Here is a 19,253-nt window from a genome sequence, read left to right as displayed (position 1 = left end):
AGCGGCGATACCGGTTGTTGGAATCGCGTCATTGCAACAACCGATATCGCATTGCAATGACCTAATGAATGCAAAAACGACCTAATGAATGGCGCCGAGCCGGAAGAACGGGCAATCCGACGCCATACGCGGCTACACTAAGGAGCTATGACACAGCTTCGCTTCGCACTCGCCCAAATCGACACCTGCGTCGGCGCGCTCGACGCCAACGCCGCCAAGGTGCTCGACTACTCCCGTAAAGCCGCCGCAGGAAACGCCCAGGTGGTCGTCTTCTCGGAAATGACCCTCACCGGATACCCCATCGAGGATCTGGCCCTGCGCCGCACCTTCCGCCAAGCCGCATGGGACAAGGCCAACGAACTCGCCACCCAGCTCAACGACGACGGCCTCGGCGATCTGTTCGTGGTGGTCGGCACCGTGGGCACCGACCGCAAGACATCCAAGCCGCGCAACCGACTGGTGGTCTTGCACCAGGGCGTGGTCTGGGCTGGCTACGACAAGCACTTCCTGCCCAACTACGGCGTGTTCGATGAATTCCGCATCTTCTCCGCTGGCGACCGCTCCGTGACCCTCGACGTGGACGGCGCCACCATTGGCGTGGCCATCTGCGAGGACATCTGGCAGGACGGCGGCCCGGTGGCCGACCTGGCCACCAAGAACATCGACCTGCTGCTCACCATCAACGGCTCGCCGTATGAGGAAGGCAAGACCAACACCCGTTTCGAGCTCGCCCAGCGTCGTGCCGCCGAGGTTAACGCCCCGGTCATCTACCTGAATCAGGTCGGCGGTCAAGACGACCTCGTCTTCGACGGCGGCAGCTTCGTGGTCGACGCCGACGGCACGCTTATCGAACGCAGCCCGATGTTCATGGAAAACCTGACGTTCTGGGACTTCGATTCCGCCGCCGAACATCAGGCCAGGGCTGAGATCGTTCCGGAACTCGACCCGGACGAAGAGGTATACACCGCCTGCGTGCTCGGCCTCAAGGACTACATGGCCAAGAACCACTTCACCGGCGTGACGCTGGGCCTTTCAGGAGGCATCGACTCCGCACTGGTAGCCGCCATGGCGGCCGACGCATGCGGCGGCGAGAACGTCTGGGGCATCTCCATGCCTTCCATGTACTCCTCCGATGGTTCCAAAGACGACGCCGCCGATTTGGCCTCCAACATCGGTGCCCATTACGAGGTCCAGCCCATTGAGCCATTGTTCAACGCCTACCAACAGCAACTTGACCTTGATGGCGTCTCCGCCGAGAACCTGCAGGCCCGCATCCGCGGTGTGATCGTGATGGCCAGTTCCAATTCTCGCGGCCTGCTCGCCGTGGCCACCGGCAACAAGTCAGAGCTCGCCTGCGGCTACTCGACCATCTACGGCGATGCGGTAGGCGGCTACGCGCCCATCAAGGACCTGCTCAAGACCCGTGTCTGGGAGATCAGCCGTTGGCGTAACAAGGCCGCGGCCGCAGGCGTCGGCATCGGCGGGCTCAAGATAGTGGGCAATGAGGACGGCAACGCCGGCATCCCGTTGGAGGACGGCGTGATGATTCCGGTCTCCTCCATCGAGAAGGCACCCTCGGCCGAGTTGCGCCCCGGGCAGGAGGACTCCGACTCCCTGCCCGAATACGCGCTGCTCGACAAGGTGCTCGCCGCATACATCGAGCACGCGCACGGCCGTGCCGACCTGTTAGCCGACGGCTTCGACCAGGTCACCGTAGACACCGTGATGCGATTGGTGGACCGCGCCGAATGGAAGCGCCGCCAATACCCGCTGGGACCGAAGGTCACGGCCCTCGCGTTCGGCCGCGACCGCCGCCTGCCCGTCACCAACGCGTTCAGGGAATAAACATATATTGCTCCCGCCAGCGGGAGCAAGTAATACCGTTGAGGAGGTACCAATGACAGACGATAACAAGAAGCAGTGGTATTTCAACACCGTCAAGAAGCAGGCCGAGTTGGGCATGGTCTCACCGATCGAACAGCGCATGGGGCCGTATAAGACCAAGGAGGACGCCGAACACGCTTGGGATATCGTCGTGGATCGCAACGCCAAATGGGAGGAAGAGAACCGGCGCTGGAAGAACTACGGGGTGAGGTCGGCGCAACAGGAAGACGACTGACCTATGACCTCCCGTTGCGCCCCGCACCGCCCGTCAGGACGGACGAGTGCGGGGCGATTGTCCGATTGTTGGGAAACCGCTCATGCTCACAGCGAGACATGAGCGGTTTTTTCTTGTCCAATGGGCCATAATAAGGCCCGCAAACGCTAGAAACCATTGGAATGATAGCGCTCACAGAAGAATGTGAGATAGCTCACTCCCAATTTCAGTTTTTCTCAAGACTGTGCAAACTACACTAGTGAAGCAAGAGTTCCGTGAAGATGCGAAACCTACAACCCCATTTAAGGAGTGACATGACCGCAGTGGAAAATGCAGCTGTCTCCCAGGAGGAGCTCGACGCCAAGGCGTGGGCCGGCTTCACCGAGGGCAACTGGCAGAAGGATGTTGACGTCCGCGACTTCATCCAGAAGAACTACACCCCGTACGAGGGCGACGAGACATTCCTGGCTCCTGCCACCGAGAAGACCAAGCACCTGTGGAAGTACCTCGACGACAACTACCTGGCCGTGGAGCGCAAGCAGCGCGTCTACGACGTGGACACCCACACCCCGGCTGGCATCGATGCCTTCCCGGCCGGCTACATCGACTCCCCGGAAGTCGACAACGTGGTCGTCGGCTTGCAGACCGACGTGCCCTGCAAGCGCGCCATGATGCCGAACGGCGGCTGGCGTATGGTCGAGCAGGCCATCAAGGAAGCCGGCAGGGAGCCGGATCCGGAGATCAAGAAGATCTTCACCAAGTACCGCAAGACCCACAATGACGGCGTGTTCGGCGTCTACACCAAGAACATCAAGGTCGCCCGCCACAACAAGATCCTCACCGGTCTGCCGGATGCCTACGGCCGTGGCCGCATCATCGGCGACTACCGTCGTGTTGCCCTGTACGGTGTCAACAAGCTGATCGCATTCAAGAAGCGCGACAAGGACTCCATCCCGTACCGCAACGACTTCACCGAGCCGGAGATTGAGCACTGGATCCGCTTCCGCGAGGAGCACGACGAGCAGATCAAGGCTCTGAAGCAGCTCATCAACCTCGGCAACGAGTACGGTCTGGATCTGTCCCGCCCGGCTCAGACCGCTCAGGAAGCCGTGCAGTGGACCTACATGGGCTACCTGGCCTCCATCAAGTCTCAGGACGGTGCTGCCATGTCCTTCGGCCGTAATTCCGCCTTCCTCGACTGCTTCATCGAGCGCGACCTCGAGGCCGGCAAGATTACCGAGACTGACGCCCAGGAGCTCATCGACAACATCGTCATGAAGCTGCGCATCGTCCGCTTCCTGCGCACCAAGGACTACGACAACATCTTCTCCGGCGACCCGTACTGGGCGACTTGGTCCGACGCCGGCTTCGGCGACGATGGCCGTCCGATGGTCACCAAGACCTCCTTCCGTCTGCTCAACACCCTGACCCTTGAGCACCTCGGACCTGGCCCTGAGCCGAACATCACCATCTTCTGGGATCCGAAGCTGCCGGAAGGCTACAAGCGCTTCTGCGCCAAGATCTCCATCGACACCTCCGCCATCCAGTACGAGTCCGACAAGGAAATTCGTAACCACTGGGGCGACGACGCTGCCATCGCATGCTGCGTCTCCCCGATGCGCGTGGGCAAGCAGATGCAGTTCTTCGCCGCTCGCGTGAACTCCGCCAAGGCCCTGCTGTACGCCGTCAACGGCGGCCGCGATGAGATGACCGGCATGCAGGTCATCAACAAGGGCGTCATCGACCCGGTCACCCCGGAAGCCGACGGCACCCTGGACTACGAGAAGGTCAAGAACAACTACGAGAAGGCTCTCGAGTGGCTGTCCGAGACTTACGTCGAAGCCCTGAACATCATCCACTACATGCACGATAAGTACGCCTACGAGTCCATCGAGATGGCTCTGCACGACAAGGAAGTGTACCGTACCCTCGGTTGCGGTATGTCCGGTCTGTCCATCGCCGCCGACTCCCTGGCTGCCATCAAGTACGCCAAGGTGTACCCGATCTACAACAAGGAAGCCAAGGACCTCGAAGGCCATGAGTACGAGTACGTCGAGGGCGCTGATGACGATCTGGTTGTCGGCTACCGCACCGAGGGCGAGTTCCCGGTCTACGGCAACGACGACGATCGCGCCGACGACATCGCCAAGTGGGTTGTCTCTACTGTGATGGGCCAGGTCAAGCGTCTGCCCGTCTACCGTGGTGCTGTCCCGACCCAGTCCATCCTGACCATCACCTCCAACGTGGAGTACGGCAAGAACACCGGTTCCTTCCCGTCCCGCCACAAGAAGGGCACTCCGTACGCTCCGGGCGCCAACCCGGAGAACGGCATGGACTCCCACGGCATGCTGCCGTCCATGTTCTCCGTCGGCAAGATCGACTACAACGACGCTCTTGACGGCATCTCGCTGACCAACACCATCACCCCTGATGGCCTGGGCCGCGACGAGGACGAGCGCATCGGCAACCTGGTCGGCATCCTGGACGCCGGCAACGGCCACGGCCTCTACCACGCGAACATCAACGTTCTGCGCAAGGAGACCATGGAGGACGCCGTCGAGCACCCCGAAAAGTACCCGCACCTGACTGTGCGTGTCTCCGGCTACGCGGTGAACTTCGTCAAGCTCACCAAGGAGCAGCAGCTCGACGTCATCTCCCGTACCTTCCACCAGGGTGCCGTCGTCGACTGATGACCAACCCCGCGAACCGCGGCAATGACTAACTGAAGGGGTGGGGCACGGCTCCACCCCTTCCTTATTTCCCACAGACTTTCGCATCATTTGGAACAGGAGGACAACGATGCCCGCAACACCCACGTTCCGCACCACGACCAGGCATATGCTCAAGGAATCGAAGACCTATGCCTCGCAGACTTTGATGGGCGGCCTTTCCGGCTTTGAATCCCCAATCGGACTCGACCGACGTGACCGCCTTTCCGCCCTGAAATCCGGCGATATCGGCTTCGTCCACTCTTGGGACATCAACACCTCCGTGGACGGACCGGGCACCCGCATGACCGTGTTCATGTCCGGCTGCCCGCTGCGCTGCCAGTACTGCCAGAACCCGGACACTTGGAAGATGCGCGACGGCAAGCCCGTCTACCTTGACGCCATGATCAAGAAGGTCGATCGTTACAAGGACCTGTTCAAGGCCACGCATGGCGGTATCACCTTCTCCGGCGGCGAATCCATGATGCAGCCCGCCTTCGTCTCGCGTGTGTTCCATGCCGCCAAGGAGATGGGCGTGCACACCTGCCTCGACACGTCCGGCTTCCTCAACACGAATTACACCGACGAGATGCTCGAGGACATCGACCTGTGTCTGCTCGACGTCAAATCCGGCGACGAGGAGACCTATCACAAGGTCACCGGCGGCACCTTGCAGCCCACCATCGATTTTGGCCAGCGACTGGCCAAGGCCGGCAAGAAGATCTGGGTGCGATTTGTGCTCGTGCCGGGCCTGACCGACTCCGAAGAGAACGTCGAAAACGTGGCGAAGATCTGCGAGTCCTTCGGCGATGCCGTCGAACACATCGACGTGCTGGGATTCCACCAGCTTGGCCGCCCGAAGTGGCACGAACTGCGCATCCCATACCCGCTGGAGAACCAGAAGGGACCCAACGCCGCCACCCGCGAACGGGTGGCCAACCAGTTCAAGGACCACGGCTTCACCGTGTATTAAATTGCAGGGCCGAACCGCGCGTAAATACCACGATTCGGCCCGTTCGCCCATACCCTAGAGATATGGCCGACATCTACGCATTTCCTACGGGAGAGTCCAACGACGGACGCCCCGTGCGCCCTCAGGGTGTGCCGGATGAAGTATGGGCAGCCGTCGAATCCGTCAGCACCATGAAGCGCATCCATGACGTGCGCTATCGGGAGATTCCCGTGCCTTCCACCTTGGCCGATTATGGTATCGGCGTGGAATTCGAAGCGGGAGAGCATGCCCTCGGCGATGCCTTTTCCGCCGGTCTTGGCAGCGATGCTGAATCACGAATCGCCACAGGCTGGATCATGATGCTTTATGCTCATGAGCTGCGCATTGACTGGGATTCCAACTGGCGTTGCGTGTCGTTCGCGCGACTGCCGCTGGAAACCGCCGAAAACGATTCTCTGACCCCCGGCATGTACTGGGATGACATGTGCGACTATTTCGACGGCATCGAGCCGGATTCGGTATCCGGCACGGTCACCGTGACCCAGAACACGGCTTTTGGCTCGATGGCCGGCTCCACCAGCGCCGGGTGTGAGATTCGCGTCTCATGGACCCCGCTTGACGGGACCGGGCCGGACGGTACTATGGACGCCGGCGCACAAGTCCGCTCGTGGGCCGCATTCATCAGATCCACCATCCGTTTTGAGGAGGATGACGCCAGTTGAGTGACGTCCGTGACACCGAACCCCGACTGCTGAAAGAGCCTCGCGGGGGAGTGCCCGATGTCACTTCGACGCTGGACGACTATCATCGTGTCTGCGATGCGCTGGCCGAGGCGACGGGCTCGCTGGCCGCCGACGCCGAACGGGCGTCCGGCTTCCGCTATGGACACGAGGATTGGCTGATTCAGTGCAAACGTGAGGGTGCAGGCATCGCCTTGCTTGATCCCGTCGCCCTGACCCGGGCCGGAGCTGATTGGAATGAATTCAATGACGCCGTGGGCGACGCCACGTGGATTCTGCATGATTCTCTGATGGACTTGCCCGGATTCGCCGAAATCGGGCTCAAACCCAAAGCCCTGTTCGACACGGAAATAGCGGCGCGATTGCTCGGCCTGCACCGCTTCGGTCTGGCCGCCGTCACCGAACACTACCTCGGCATCACGCTAGCCAAAGAGCATTCCGCCGCCGATTGGTCCTACCGTCCGCTGCCGCGCGACTGGCGCAACTATGCGGCGCTCGACGTGGAGGTGCTTATCGAACTTGAAACCATAATGCTTCGTGACCTGAAAGTCGCAGGCAAGGACGAGTGGGCCGCTGAAGAGTTCTCTCACGCTTTGGTTGCGGGCCTTGCCCCGCGCAAACCGCATCCGATTCCTTGGCTGCGTATCTCGCGCATCACCCAGCTGAGTCGTGATCCAAGGGGCTTGGCCATCGCCAAATCCCTATGGGAGGAGCGCGACCGACTCGCCCGGCAATACGATATTGCGCCCAGCCTATTATTGGCCGATTCATCAATCATCGAGGCGGCGACCAACAAGCCGCACAATGCTGCCCAATTCCGCGCGCTCCGATCCCTGAACGAGCGTGTGCGCATCCATACCGGCACCGAGCAGGACAAAATGTTCGAGCGGTACGCGCCGATTCAGCGTGCGGTCAAACCGAAGGTCTGGAAGCAGGCCATCGATCGAGCCATGGCCCTGAAGCCCACCCAATGGCCTACCATGCCCGCCCCCGAACAGGACGAAAACGGTGTGGTGAACGCGCCCCGATCCATGCGGCTGTGGCAGCAGCGCCATCCGGAGCGTTATGACCGTCTGCAACGGGTACGGCGTGTGATCAACCGCATCGCCGAAGACACCCGCACGCCGGCCGAGATGATCATCAAGCCACAGGCCCTACGCAACCTGTGCTGGGTGGAAGACCCGGTGGAAGTGGACGTCGAGACGTTCCTGATCGAGCAGGGCGCAAGGAACTGGCAAGTGAAACTCATTGCACCGTCCGTAAGTGGCGTTATCATGTATAGGTTGCCTTACGGCAGAACTGTAAGAAATAACGACTTTTGAGGAGTCATTAGCGTGAAGATCAGCGTTCGTAACCTCGAGCCCACCAAGGTGAAGCTCACCGTCACTGTTGAACCGGAAGAGCTCAACCCGTATCTGGATGCGGCCCGTAAGGAAATCGCCAAGCAGGTGAACGTTCCCGGCTTCCGTAAGGGCCACGTTCCCGGCAAGATCATCGACCAGCGCATCGGTTTCGCCGCCGTCGCCGGTGAGGCCGTGAACGACGCGGTCCCGGAGCTGTACTCCAAGGCCCTGGATGAGAAGAAGATTCGCCCGATGGCTCAGCCGGAGTTCGACGTGCAGGATGTTCCGCAGTCCGCCAACGACGAGACCAAGCTGAAGTTCACCGCCACCGTCGAGCGTCGTCCTGACATCGAACTGCCGGAAATCGACGGTCTTGAGATCGCCATCTCCAAGCCGGAAGTCAAGGATGAGGACGTCGACAAGCGCCTCGAGACCCTGCGTCAGCGCTTCGGCACCTTGGTCGGCGTGGACCGCCCGGCCGCCAAGGGCGACTTCGCCAACATCGACCTGACTGCTGAGATTGACGGCGAGACCGTCGACTCCCAGGAAGGCGTGAGCTACGAGCTCGGCTCCAACACCATGCTTGACGGTCTGGACGAGGCCCTTGACGGCCTGTCCGCCGGCGAGGAGACCACCTTCGAAGGCACGCTGGAAGCCGGCGAGCACGAGGGCCAGAAGGCCACCGTGAAGGTCAAGGTCAACTCCGTCAAGGCTGAGGAACTGCCGGAGCTGAACGATGAGTTCGCTTCCGAAGCTTCCGAGTTCGACACTCTGGACGAGCTCAAGGCTGACATTCGCAAGGCTGCCGCTCAGGACGCCGAAGGTCGTCAGGCCACCGAGGCTCGCGATGCCTTCATCGCCAAGCTGCAGGAAGGCCTCGAGATCCCGGTGCCGAAGGGCGTCAAGGCCAACATGGTCGAAGAGCAGCTCAAGGGCCTGACCCCGGACCCGGAGAAGGCCACCAAGGAGCAGAAGGCTCAGGCCGAGGAGACCGTGGAGAAGGATCTGCGCGATCAGATGGTGCTCGACGCTCTGGCCGAGAAGCTGGACGTTCAGGTGTCCCAGTCCGACGTGTTCAACTTCCTCGCTTCCATCGCCCAGCAGTACGGCATGGACCCGAACAACTTTATCCAGGCCATCATCAAGAATGGCCAGCTTGGCTCCGCTGTGCAGGAAGTCGGCCGTTCCAAGGGCCTGCTCGCCGGCATGCGCGCCGTCAAGTTCACCGCTGATGGCGAGGTTGTGGACCTCTCCGGCTTCCTGGGCGAGGCCGTTGAGGACGAAGAGTCCGAGTCCGTCGAGGCCGCTTCCGCTGCTGCCGCCGTGGCCGACGAACTGTCCGCCAAGGATGACGCCAAGGATGCTGAGTGAGCATAGCCTCATCGCGTTAGCGTGATTGTTTGAGCCCGGAATCGTGTTTCATGGTTCCGGGCTCTTCCTATTCTGGCAAAAGGACTATTTCTTTGGCTCCCCTCTTTGAGGGGAGCTGTCGAGCGTAGCGAGACTAAGGGGAGTTCCCAAGGCATACTCGTTGCATAGGGTGCGGAGGTTGACATGCAGCCAACGGTTACTATCAAACGACTTGGTTGGCTCGCTGCGGCGACCATTGTGCTCGGCGTGCTCATCGGTGTGGGAGCAGGTCTGCTGACCCTGTTGCTCTACGGCGTTGAACATGTGCTGCTCGGCCACATCGAAGGCCCAGAATTGTCTGGTCCATTCGGCGTGCCCGCTGCACGCCGTGCGATATCGGTGACCGTGGGACTCAGCATCGCGGGCATTATCTGGTATCTGTTACGGCGCAAAACGACTGCGATGCCTTCAGTCAAGAAGGCAGTGGCAGGGGAGCGAATGCCTTTCTGGCAAACCATTGTGCATGTGGTATTGCAGATTTTCATCGTCGGCTCCGGTGCCTCGATTGGCCGAGAAGTCGCCCCACGCGAACTCGGCGCCATGCTCGCGCAACGTTTCTGCGACCTGTTCCATATCGAGGGCGTTGACGGCATCGACCGGCGCATGGTGGTGGCAGTGGCTGCCGGTGCCGGTCTAGGAGGCGTCTATGACGCGCCACTGGCCGGCATGTTCTTCGCCGTCGAAATCCTGTTGGTAGATGTGACAATCGAAAAAGTTGCGTTTGGACTGGGCATGTCTGCCATTGCCGCATTCGTGGCGGTTGCGATCAAAGGGCATCACCTGTTCTACGACATTACCGCCATGCAACCGGAATCCACGCCAACGTTAATGCTGTTCGCTCCGATCTGCGGTGCGGCATGTGGAGTGGGCGGCGCATTGTTCCGAAAAGGTTCGCAATGGGCGGAAGCGCACAAGCCAACCGGTAAGGCTATTCTGTGGCAGATGCCGCTGGCTGGTCTCATCACCGGTTTGGTGGCGATTGTTGTGCCGCAGGTGATGGGCAACGGCCGTGCCGCAGCGCAACTTGGATTCAGCACATTCATTCCTGAAACCGCCGGCACTGCTGGTGCCATGCAGTCGGCATCTTCAGCGGCCGCCTCTCCATGGAACTTGCTGACGGGCGGCGGTAATGTATCCGATTCGGCCTCTGGCGGGGGAGCGGGCTCTGGAATGGCATCGTTCTGGGCCATGCTTCAGGGTGGGAGCGGCCCTTCTGGATCCGTGATGAACGCCGGTTTCCCGCTGTCCCAGTCCAATATCTGGATGTTGCTGGGTGTGTTGGCACTCACCTTTGTTGCCAAAGCGCTGGTGACGCTGATGACCATTCGCTCCGGTGCGTCGGGCGGTGTGCTGCAGCCCGGCATCGCATTAGGTTCCACGCTGGGTGCGATGCTCGGGCTCGTATGGATACTGATGTTTCCGACTGATTCGGTAACTGCGTGTGCCTTGATCGGTGCGGCTTCGTTGCTTTCGGCCTCACAACAGGCACCGCTTATGGCCATGTGCTTGGTGATGGAGCTCTCTGAAGCGCCGATTGCCTTCTTTGTGCCGGTCGGCATGGCCGTGGCCACGTCGTCACTGATATCAAAGTGGTTGCTGAGTCGTAAGTAAGTAAATACATATATTCTGGCTCCCCTCTCTGAGGCGGAGCTGCCCCGGTCGAAACTCCCCTCAGCCGCCTATGGCGACAGCTCCCCTCAGAGAGGGGAGCCGAGGTAAAGAAAGCTATGTCAGAAAATACAGAAATTCGCTCGGCACTTGAATTGCTTGCCGCTGAGCCGCTCACTGAGCAGATTGACTACTATCGAAAGCCATTCATGGTGTTATGGGCCGCCATTCAGGAGGCAGCCAGCGATGTGGCCGAAGACTACGACTTACCTGCGGATATGGCCCAATTATGGGTGGCCGAACAGATGCGCCAAGTCGCCGATTCACTGGTCGATCGGCTTGCGGAAAAAGCCGTGGCCCATGGTGCCAGCAAGTCCAACGTAGCGCGAGCCGCCGGTGCCAGCCCCGCCAATGCCGCCCGTCGCTTCCCGCGTCTGGGCGACGATGCCGCCTCCCAGACGCGCCTCCTCATTGACGACGTCCTCGATACCTTGGAATAAACCGAAATCCCTACGCTACCCGCCAAAAAGCACGCGAAAAGACGCCTTCAGTCGCTTCAAGGCGGTAGTCTGAACAATGTTCGAGTAATTAGAAGGAGAATCAAGGTGAGCAATACCTTTGCGACCTTGCCGGTCATGGCGGGCGATGACGTCCCGGCCGGCCCCGTCGACCCGATTTTTAACCGTCTGCTCAAAGACCGCATCATCTGGATGGGTGAAGAGGTCAAGGACGATATGGCCAACCGCATCTGCGCTCAGCTGCTGATGCTGGCCGCCGAAGACCCGAAGAAGGACATCTGGCTGTACATCAACTCGCCGGGCGGCTCCATCACCGCCGGCATGGCCATCTACGACACCATGCAGCTCATCGAGCCTGACGTGGCGACCGTGGGCCTGGGCATGTGTGCTTCCATGGGGCAGTTCCTGCTGAGCTCCGGCACCAAGGGCAAGCGATACCTGACCTCGCACGCCCGTGTGCTCATGCACCAGCCTTCCGGCGGCATCGGCGGCACCGCCACTGACGTGCGCATCAACGCCGAGCTCATCATGGACATGAAGAAGACGATGAGCGAGCTGACCGCTGAGCAGACCGGCCACACCCTCGAGGAAATCTACCGCGACAACGAATACGACCACTGGTTCACCGCCCAGGAAGCCCTCGACTATGGCTTCGTGGACAAGCTCGTGACCACGCCGGACACCATCGGCAACAACCAGCAGGGGGAGTGAGACTCATGGCAAGTGAAGAAGCAAAGTTCGCCGCCCGTGCCGACCGCTTGGCCGGCCGTCAGGGCGTAGCCGGTTTCATGCCGGCCTCCGCCCGCGCAGCCCAGCCCGCGCCGACCAACCGTTACATCATGCCGCAGTTCGTGGAGAAGACCCCGTATGGCATGAAGACCCAGGACGCCTACTCCCGCCTGTTCGAGGATCGCATCATCTTCCTCGGCGTGCAGGTGGACGACGCCTCCGCCGACGACGTGATGGCCCAGCTGCTGGTCCTCGAATCCCAAGATTCGAACCGTGACGTGATGATGTACATCAACTCACCCGGCGGTTCGATGACGGCCATGACCGCCATCTACGACACCATGCAGTACATCAAGCCCGACGTGCAGACCGTGTGTCTCGGCCAGGCCGCCTCCGCCGCTGCCATTCTGCTGGCCTCCGGCACCAAGGACAAGCGCCTGATGCTGCCGAACGCCCGTGTGCTCATCCACCAGCCGGCCATCGACCAAGGCTTCGGCAAGGCCACGGAGATCGAGATTCAGGCCAAGGAAATGCTGCGTATGCGCGAATGGCTGGAGGAGACCCTCGCCAAGCACACCGGCCAGGACGTCGAGAAGATTCGCCGCGACATCGAAGTGGACACTTTCCTGACCGCTCCTGAAGCCAAGGAATACGGCATCGTGGACGAGGTGTTGGAACACCGCCAGTAAAACTTCCGGACATTGCAATACCCTCGGTCGGCAACGACCGGGGGTATTGTACTTCAAGGATGACAATGATAATGCGCAGCGTGGCGGTTCGACGGTGCGGCGCAGTCGGCAAAGGAGAATCATGGGACGTGTGGTGAGCTACAACGAGGACGTACCCCGTTGCACGTTCTGCGGCAAAACCGAACATCAGGTACGAAAACTGGTGGCCGGTCCCAATGCCTCCATCTGCGATGAATGCATCGCCCTGTGCGTGGACATCATCTCCGAGGAGCGTGTCAAAGATGCCGAGGTCAATTCGCTGAGCCTGCCCAAGCCCGCTCAGATTTTCGATTATCTCAACCGCTACGTCATCGGTCAGGAGAACGCTAAGCGCGCATTGTCCGTAGCCGTATACAACCATTACAAGCGCGTCAATATGGAGCTTCAGGAGTCCGCTGAGCAGCTTGACGGGAATAACGGGCACAGTGGCCAGACCGGCAAACAAGCCAAGCAATCCGCTCCCACCCAGACGCGTGCTACCCGCCGCAGCAATGACCCTTTGGCTGACGTCGAGGTCGCCAAATCAAACATTCTATTGCTTGGCCCCACCGGCGTGGGCAAAACCTATCTTGCGCAGGCGTTGGCCCGCGTAATGAACGTGCCGTTCGTCATCACCGACGCCACCACCCTGACTGAAGCCGGCTATGTAGGCGACGATGTGGAAACCGTGCTCCAACGTCTTCTCCAAGCCGCGGATGGCGATGTAAGCCGAGCCCAGCACGGCATCATCTACATTGACGAAATCGATAAGATCGCCCGCAAATCCGGTGAGAACACCTCCATCACCCGTGACGTGTCCGGTGAGGGCGTTCAGCAGGCGTTGCTGAAGATCTTGGAAGGAACCATCGCCTCCGTGCCGTTGGAGGGCACGCGCAAGCATAAGGAGCAGGACGTTGCGCAGATGGACACACGCGGCATCCTATTCATCTGCGGCGGTGCGTTCGTGGGGCTGACGGACATTGTTCGCAAGCGATTGGGCCGTCGAGAGACCGGCTTCGGCGCGAATTGGCACGACGCCGACATGAAAGACGAGGAATTGCTCGAACAGGTCAATGCCGATGATCTGGCCGAGTTCGGACTGTTGCCTGAGTTCATCGGACGTTTGCCGGTCACCAGTGTGCTGAAGGAACTTACCGTAGACGATCTGACGGCGATTCTCACCCAGCCAGCCAACGCGCTGATCAAGCAGTACCGTAAACTGTTCGCCGTCGACGGCGTCGACCTGCAATTCACAGAACAGGCCATTCGGGCGATTGCTGATATCGCTATCAAGCAGGGGACCGGCGCACGCGGGTTGCGTTCGATTATCGAACGTACGTTGCAGGACACGATGTTCCAGTTGCCGAGTTTGGATGATGTGAGGCAGGTGATTGTGGACAAGGCGTCCGTAGAGGGTTCCAGCACGCCCAAACTCTTGCGCGAAGCCGTGGATGTGCCGCAGGGACGTCTCAAAGTTGTGTAGTCGGTTTTGCTTGACCGAGTTCGCACACACGAGGCGTGAGGCCAGTAAATACGCCGTTGCAGTAGTGGTCGGGATGGTGCGACTCGCCGCAACACGCCGAGTTGCATTCAGCTGAACGGCGTGTATTATATATCGAGCTGTCTGAAAGACAACATGCGCCAGTAGCCCAGCGGATTAGAGCAGCTGACTACGGATCAGCAGGTCGCAGGTTCGAATCCTGTCTGGCGCACTCCCGAACCACGGGGATAACAGTGGTATGCGCCAGTAGCCCAGCGGATTAGAGCAGCTGACTACGGATCAGCAGGTCGCAGGTTCGAATCCTGTCTGGCGCACAGTGAGCCTCGAAAGCGAAATGCTTTCGAGGCTTTTCCAATTGTATTGGCCCGTTTGAGTCGGTTGAGTCGGCCACACAGGGTTGGGCTAAGGTTGCCCTTCGCGACTCAGCCCGGAGCGGAACGTCCTGAGATATTCCGTACTATTACATACGGTTCATCCAAGAGAGTGCAGCAAGGAGACGCGATGGCCACGACCGCCGGCGCGAAGAAGGGACTTTGGTCCACCATCAGGCGAATCGCCGCCTCAGACCGTATTTCCGGACTCATCATGCTCGGCTTCGCGCTCACCGGCCTGGTGCTCGCGAACCTGCCCGCCACCGCGCATGCGTTCGAGACCGTCGCGGAAACGCATCTGTTCATCCCCTACACCAATCTCGACCTGCCGATTGGCCACTGGGCCCAGGACGGTCTGCTTACCATCTTCTTCCTGACCGTGGGCCTCGAACTGAAGCAGGAACTCACCACCGGCTCGCTCGCCAATCCGAAAGCGGCCGCCGTGCCGATGCTGTGCGCGGTGGGCGGCATGATCGCCCCGCCCATCCTGTTCCTGGCCGTCACGGCATTGTTCTCTCAGATCGGGCCTGGTGAACCCGGCACGCTGATTCTGACCACCACCGGCAGCAGCATCCCGTTCTCGGAGATGTCGCACGGCTGGGCAGTGCCCACCGCCACGGATATCGCGTTCTCGCTGGCCGTGCTCGCCCTGTTTGCCAAGGCCCTGCCCGGTTCGATCCGCGCGTTCCTGATGACGCTTGCCACCGTCGACGACCTGCTGGCCATTATTCTGATCGCCGTATTCTTCTCCTCGATTAACGCCTGGTATTGGTCCATCGGCATCGCCGTATGCGCCGCCATCTGGGCATACCTCGTACGACTGAAAAAAGTGCCGTGGATCGCGGTTGGCATCGTCGGTATCCTCGCTTGGATCATGATGTTCGAGGCAGGCGTGCACCCCACACTGGCCGGCGTGCTGGTTGGCCTGCTGACCCCCTCTCGTGAAATGCACGGCGAACTCTCGCCGCGTGCCGAACGCTATGCCAACAAGCTCCAGCCATTCTCCGCACTGCTGGCCCTGCCCATCTTCGCCTTGTTCGCCACCGGCGTACACTTCGAGTCGATGAGCCCGCTATTGTTGGCCTCGCCGCTGGTCATCGCACTGATTGTGGCTTTGGTGGTCGGCAAACCTCTGGGTATCATCACCACGGCATGGCTGTCCACGCATGTGGGCGGGCTCAAGATGGCCAAGGGGCTGCGCGTGCGCGACATGATTCCCGCTGCCGTCGCCTGCGGCATTGGCTTCACTGTGTCCTTCCTCATCGCTTCGCTGGCGTACAAGAACGCGGAACTTTCCGCTGAGGCGCGCTTCGGCGTGCTGGTGGCCTCCCTGATTGCCGCCGCGATTTCCGGTGTGCTGCTGAGCCGTCAGTCCAAGCGATTCGAGAAGGCCGCAGCTGCAGCAGCGGCCGATGCGGAGGATGACGAATCGATTGATGGTGATGGCACCGGGCAGCCAAGCCACACCACAAAGCCCACCACGCCCACGGAACACCCCGGCACCCTCGCCGACGGCACCGCCAGTGTGGAAATCGACTTCCGCCACTGATTGCTTAGACGGTCCCTGCTCCATTGTTGGCCTTGTTTCGTGAAAACCGTACGCTGAGACGTGCTCAGTGTACGTTCTTCACGAGATGAGGCCTTGTTTCGTGAAAACCGTACGCTCAGTGTCACTCACCGTACGTTCTTCACGAGATGAGGCCTTGTTTCGTGAAAACCGTACGCTCAGTGTCACTCACCGTACGTTCTTCACGAAGTCAAGGATGATTTCGCGGAAAACGTATGCAGAGCTTCAGGCGCTAGAATGCGAAGAGTCGATAGCACCGTACGGGAGGACATTGGATGGCAAAGAAGCAGAAGAAATCCAAGAAGAACGACGGCAAGAAGGCCGCTGAAGCAAAGAATCTAGCCGAGGCCGCATCCGAGTCCGCAGTCGTGGACGATATGGAACCATTGGAAGCCACAGCTGCGAATGATATGGCAACGTTGGAGGCTGAGACAGCAACTGAGGCTGCGGCCACACCGGTGAACCCGGTCGACTTGGAGGACGCCTCGCCGCTGGGCGACACCTATCATCGCGGCTCGGTGATTCTACGCGGCCAGATGATTCCTTCGGACAACACCACCGCCAACCTGCTGAAACCCGATCAGGACACCGGCTGGCTGCACATGGATCCATGGCGTGTGCTGCGCATCCAATCGGAATTCGTGGACGGTTTCGGGGCACTCGCCGAGCTCGGACCCGCGGTCTCAATTTTCGGCTCCGCACGCACCCAGCGCACCGAATCGATCTACAAGGCAGCACGGCGCATGGGTAGTCAGATAGCCAAGCGCAACATCGCCGTCATCACCGGCGGTGGTCCCGGCATCATGGAAGCCGCGAATAGGGGAGCGGCACTGGCCGGCGGCAAATCCGTGGGACTCGGCATCGAATTGCCGCACGAGCAGGGGTTGAACCAGTGGGTGAACCTCGGCATGAGCTTCCGGTACTTCTTTGTGCGGAAAACCATGTTCATCAAGTATTCCTCCGGCGTGATCGTATGCCCGGGCGGCTTCGGCACACTGGATGAGATGTTCGAGCTGCTGACCTTGGTCCAGACCCACAAGGTGGCGAATATTCCGGTGGTGCTCTACGGCAAGGAATACTGGCAGGGGCTCTTTGACTGGCTCAACGGTCCGGTGGCCGAGCACGGCATGATCTCAACGATCGACCCGAAACTGGTCACGGTAACCGATGACGCCGACGAAGCCGTGGACGTGGCCGTCAGCGCAATTGTGAGGTAAGCGAGATAGAGTGGCTCCCCTCGGAGAGGGGAGCCAAGGACAGAGTTACTTTTTGTAGGCGATGAGCAGGCCGGTGCCGTCAGGGGTGAGCGTGGACTCGAAACCTTCGTCATCTTCGACGGTGGTGAGCAGCTCACGCATGGCGATGGCCTTGTCGCTGCGGTCGGCCGGATTGATCACGCCGCCCTGACCGTCCTCCAACGCCAGCACATCGGTGAACACGATCACGCCGTGCGCGCGCAGCAGACGAGAGGCCTGGGCGAACGTGGCGGCATAGTTCTCGGCGTCGCCCGCCACCACGATCAGATCGTAATCATTGGCGTTGAGGCGCGGCAGAAACACGCTGGCCGGGGCGTTCACCGCACGCAACGTGGTGTCGGTCTCATCCTGCAGCTCGGCGAACGCCTTGCGAATCAGCGCGATGCCCTGAGCGGTGGAATCGACCGCAGTCAGCAGGCCCTTGTTATCCAGCGCATGGGCGAGCTGCAAGGTCTCCACCAGCGAGCCGGTGCCCACGGCGATCACCGAAGCGGCGCCGGTGATGCGCACCAGCATGCCCAGCAGACGGGCCTGCGCCGCCGAACCCTGCAACTGGCCGGACTCGTCGGTGGCCGTACGGGTGTCGGTCAACGCATCGGATTCACGTTCGCGCGCGTGTTCCTCGGTGAATTCCCATGCCTTGGCGAGGTTGGTGTACTGCGTTCTGTCCATAACTCGTTCCTTCATGTCTTCTCTCGTGCGGGCACCCGGCGGATGCATCGACGCACGTGCTTAGGCGATCGCCGCAGCCAGCCGCGGCGCGGCTTAGCGCTCGCGGACCTTAGCCACGATCTGCCACATCTCCTCGCCCACATCGATGCCGCGCGGGCAGTGGCGGGAGCAGGCGCGCACGGACTGGCAGGCGGCCACGCCGTCGGCGGTGTCGATGGCATCCATACGCTCCATGGCCTTGGTGTCGCGCGAATCGTTGACGAAACGGGAGGCCCAAATCAGCGCACCCGGGCCGATGAAGGCGTCGCCGCCGGCGTACACCGGGCAGGCGCCTTCGCACACGCCGCAGGCGATGCAGTTGCTCAGCAGCTCGTATTTGGCGAGTTGTTCGGGGTTCTGCAGGTATTCGAACACGTCCACCTTGCCTTCGGCGGTGGTGGCGAGCACGCCGTCCGCCTGAAGATACGGGGTGAGCTTCCTGATCTGGTTGAGCATAGGGTCGATGTCGGCGATGAGGTCGCGCTGCGGTGGGAAGCCGGGCAGGGACGCCAGTTCGATGACTCCCAGCGAACCGTTTGCGGCTGAGTTCTGGTCGGCCGCCGCGTTTGCGACGTTTTCCGCGGAATCGTCGGATTCCTCAGCCTCGGTGCCGGTGTGTCGGAACCCTTCGTCATCGACTTCGGGCATGGCGCCGGGTTGCTTGGCCCAATCGCGGATGGTGGCTGTGCACAGCAGGGTGGGGATGCCGTTGATGGCCACGGCGTCCGAACCGCACATGCCATGACCGCATGAATAACGGAAGGCCAGCGTCGGGTCGACGGTGCGTTTGATGGTCAGCAGGCAGTCGAGCACGGTGTCCGAGGGGCGCGCGGGAATCGTGTATTCCTGCACCCACTGCTTGCCGCGCGGACGACGGCGCGCCGCCGAATCCGAGCCGCCGCCGAACGGGGAGCTTTTCTTGGCAAACGGGCTGCCACCGCGTGCACGTTCGGCACGCCCGGGTCGCGGCGTGAAACGATGCACTTGCAGGGTAACCGTCGTGTTGCTCGACTCAGCCATGTTCTGCCTCCATG

At 60.8% G+C, this 19,253-nt stretch carries 16 protein-coding genes and 2 tRNA genes; 16 read left to right on the top strand and 2 right to left on the bottom strand.

Annotated features, from left to right (window positions below):
* Positions 1–147 precede the first annotated feature (147 nt).
* From ACEUKI_RS01470 to ACEUKI_RS01395, 16 genes are all read left to right on the top strand, one after another.
* Positions 148–1,845, top strand: coding sequence for an NAD+ synthase (locus tag ACEUKI_RS01470; protein WP_374156407.1), 1,698 nt, complete (start codon positions 148–150; stop codon positions 1,843–1,845).
* A gap of 52 nt (positions 1,846–1,897) precedes the next feature.
* Positions 1,898–2,119: a hypothetical protein gene (locus ACEUKI_RS01465; protein WP_179133422.1), complete on the top strand. Its 222-nt coding sequence runs from the start codon at positions 1,898–1,900 to the stop codon at positions 2,117–2,119.
* A gap of 293 nt (positions 2,120–2,412) precedes the next feature.
* Positions 2,413–4,788 carry a formate C-acetyltransferase gene (gene pflB, locus ACEUKI_RS01460; RefSeq protein ID WP_374156406.1) on the top strand — a complete coding sequence of 792 codons (2,376 nt, stop codon included), beginning with the start codon at positions 2,413–2,415 and terminating at the stop codon, positions 4,786–4,788.
* A 109-nt stretch (positions 4,789–4,897) separates the two neighbouring features.
* Positions 4,898–5,779 carry a pyruvate formate-lyase-activating protein gene (pflA, locus tag ACEUKI_RS01455; protein WP_011068217.1) on the top strand — a complete coding sequence of 294 codons (882 nt, stop codon included), beginning with the start codon at positions 4,898–4,900 and terminating at the stop codon, positions 5,777–5,779.
* A gap of 62 nt (positions 5,780–5,841) precedes the next feature.
* Positions 5,842–6,480: a DUF3000 family protein gene (locus ACEUKI_RS01450; protein ID WP_374156405.1), complete on the top strand. Its 639-nt coding sequence runs from the start codon at positions 5,842–5,844 to the stop codon at positions 6,478–6,480.
* Positions 6,477–7,820: an HRDC domain-containing protein gene (locus ACEUKI_RS01445; protein ID WP_374156404.1), complete on the top strand. Its 1,344-nt coding sequence runs from the start codon at positions 6,477–6,479 to the stop codon at positions 7,818–7,820. The genes ACEUKI_RS01450 and ACEUKI_RS01445 overlap by 4 nt, the downstream gene beginning before the upstream one ends.
* Before the next feature lie 12 nt (positions 7,821–7,832).
* Complete coding sequence (gene tig, locus ACEUKI_RS01440) at positions 7,833–9,212, top strand: trigger factor (RefSeq protein ID WP_080784964.1); 1,380 nt, start codon at positions 7,833–7,835, stop codon at positions 9,210–9,212.
* A gap of 183 nt (positions 9,213–9,395) precedes the next feature.
* Positions 9,396–10,862 carry a chloride channel protein gene (locus tag ACEUKI_RS01435; RefSeq protein WP_374156403.1) on the top strand — a complete coding sequence of 489 codons (1,467 nt, stop codon included), beginning with the start codon at positions 9,396–9,398 and terminating at the stop codon, positions 10,860–10,862.
* Between the two features lie 116 nt (positions 10,863–10,978).
* Complete coding sequence (locus ACEUKI_RS01430) at positions 10,979–11,359, top strand: hypothetical protein (RefSeq protein WP_007052057.1); 381 nt, start codon at positions 10,979–10,981, stop codon at positions 11,357–11,359.
* A gap of 105 nt (positions 11,360–11,464) precedes the next feature.
* Positions 11,465–12,088, top strand: a complete 624-nt coding sequence (locus ACEUKI_RS01425; RefSeq protein WP_007052058.1) for an ATP-dependent Clp protease proteolytic subunit — start codon at positions 11,465–11,467, stop codon at positions 12,086–12,088.
* Between the two features lie 5 nt (positions 12,089–12,093).
* Positions 12,094–12,795, top strand: a complete 702-nt coding sequence (locus ACEUKI_RS01420; protein ID WP_374156402.1) for an ATP-dependent Clp protease proteolytic subunit — start codon at positions 12,094–12,096, stop codon at positions 12,793–12,795.
* Between the two features lie 121 nt (positions 12,796–12,916).
* On the top strand, positions 12,917–14,296 hold the full coding sequence (gene clpX, locus ACEUKI_RS01415; RefSeq protein ID WP_179133421.1) for an ATP-dependent Clp protease ATP-binding subunit ClpX: 1,380 nt from the start codon (positions 12,917–12,919) through the stop codon (positions 14,294–14,296).
* A 155-nt stretch (positions 14,297–14,451) separates the two neighbouring features.
* Positions 14,452–14,525 (top strand) — tRNA-Arg (locus ACEUKI_RS01410).
* 29 nt (positions 14,526–14,554) lie between these two features.
* A tRNA-Arg gene (locus ACEUKI_RS01405) sits at positions 14,555–14,628 on the top strand.
* Between the two features lie 187 nt (positions 14,629–14,815).
* Positions 14,816–16,234, top strand: a complete 1,419-nt coding sequence (locus tag ACEUKI_RS01400; protein ID WP_080784960.1) for a Na+/H+ antiporter NhaA — start codon at positions 14,816–14,818, stop codon at positions 16,232–16,234.
* A gap of 293 nt (positions 16,235–16,527) precedes the next feature.
* The gene (locus ACEUKI_RS01395) at positions 16,528–17,469 is read left to right on the top strand and encodes a TIGR00730 family Rossman fold protein (RefSeq protein WP_080784959.1); all 942 of its coding nucleotides are present in this window, start codon (positions 16,528–16,530) and stop codon (positions 17,467–17,469) included.
* Between the two features lie 45 nt (positions 17,470–17,514).
* Here ACEUKI_RS01395 and ACEUKI_RS01390 read toward each other — a convergent pair whose 3' ends face one another.
* Both ACEUKI_RS01390 and ACEUKI_RS01385 read right to left on the bottom strand, forming a co-directional pair.
* The gene (locus tag ACEUKI_RS01390; protein ID WP_179133420.1) at positions 17,515–18,180 is read right to left on the bottom strand and encodes an O-methyltransferase; all 666 of its coding nucleotides are present in this window, start codon (positions 18,178–18,180) and stop codon (positions 17,515–17,517) included.
* Positions 18,181–18,273: 93 nt separating this feature from the next.
* Complete coding sequence (locus ACEUKI_RS01385) at positions 18,274–19,239, bottom strand: succinate dehydrogenase/fumarate reductase iron-sulfur subunit (protein ID WP_115769982.1); 966 nt, start codon at positions 19,237–19,239, stop codon at positions 18,274–18,276.
* Positions 19,240–19,253 lie beyond the last annotated feature (14 nt).

The organism is Bifidobacterium sp. 2450 (genome assembly GCF_041900695.1).
GTDB lineage: Bacteria > Actinomycetota > Actinomycetes > Actinomycetales > Bifidobacteriaceae > Bifidobacterium > Bifidobacterium longum.
The sequence above is the reverse complement of the archived record's forward strand: the minus strand, read 5'-3'. Positions and strand labels throughout refer to the sequence as shown.

Excerpts from the sequence above, each read along its gene's own strand:
- pflA (WP_011068217.1), top strand. The coding sequence starts at position 4,898 with ATGCCCGCAACACCCACGTTCCGCACCACGACCAGGCATATGCTCAAG.
- ACEUKI_RS01390 (WP_179133420.1), bottom strand. The coding sequence starts at position 18,180 with ATGGACAGAACGCAGTACACCAACCTCGCCAAGGCATGGGAATTCACC.
- ACEUKI_RS01420 (WP_374156402.1), top strand. The coding sequence starts at position 12,094 with ATGGCAAGTGAAGAAGCAAAGTTCGCCGCCCGTGCCGACCGCTTGGCC.
- ACEUKI_RS01470 (WP_374156407.1), top strand. The coding sequence starts at position 148 with ATGACACAGCTTCGCTTCGCACTCGCCCAAATCGACACCTGCGTCGGC.
- ACEUKI_RS01435 (WP_374156403.1), top strand. The coding sequence starts at position 9,396 with ATGCAGCCAACGGTTACTATCAAACGACTTGGTTGGCTCGCTGCGGCG.
- ACEUKI_RS01400 (WP_080784960.1), top strand. The coding sequence starts at position 14,816 with ATGGCCACGACCGCCGGCGCGAAGAAGGGACTTTGGTCCACCATCAGG.
- clpX (WP_179133421.1), top strand. The coding sequence starts at position 12,917 with ATGGGACGTGTGGTGAGCTACAACGAGGACGTACCCCGTTGCACGTTC.
- ACEUKI_RS01450 (WP_374156405.1), top strand. The coding sequence starts at position 5,842 with ATGGCCGACATCTACGCATTTCCTACGGGAGAGTCCAACGACGGACGC.
- ACEUKI_RS01465 (WP_179133422.1), top strand. The coding sequence starts at position 1,898 with ATGACAGACGATAACAAGAAGCAGTGGTATTTCAACACCGTCAAGAAG.
- ACEUKI_RS01395 (WP_080784959.1), top strand. The coding sequence starts at position 16,528 with ATGGCAAAGAAGCAGAAGAAATCCAAGAAGAACGACGGCAAGAAGGCC.
- ACEUKI_RS01385 (WP_115769982.1), bottom strand. The coding sequence starts at position 19,239 with ATGGCTGAGTCGAGCAACACGACGGTTACCCTGCAAGTGCATCGTTTC.
- ACEUKI_RS01430 (WP_007052057.1), top strand. The coding sequence starts at position 10,979 with ATGTCAGAAAATACAGAAATTCGCTCGGCACTTGAATTGCTTGCCGCT.
- pflB (WP_374156406.1), top strand. The coding sequence starts at position 2,413 with ATGACCGCAGTGGAAAATGCAGCTGTCTCCCAGGAGGAGCTCGACGCC.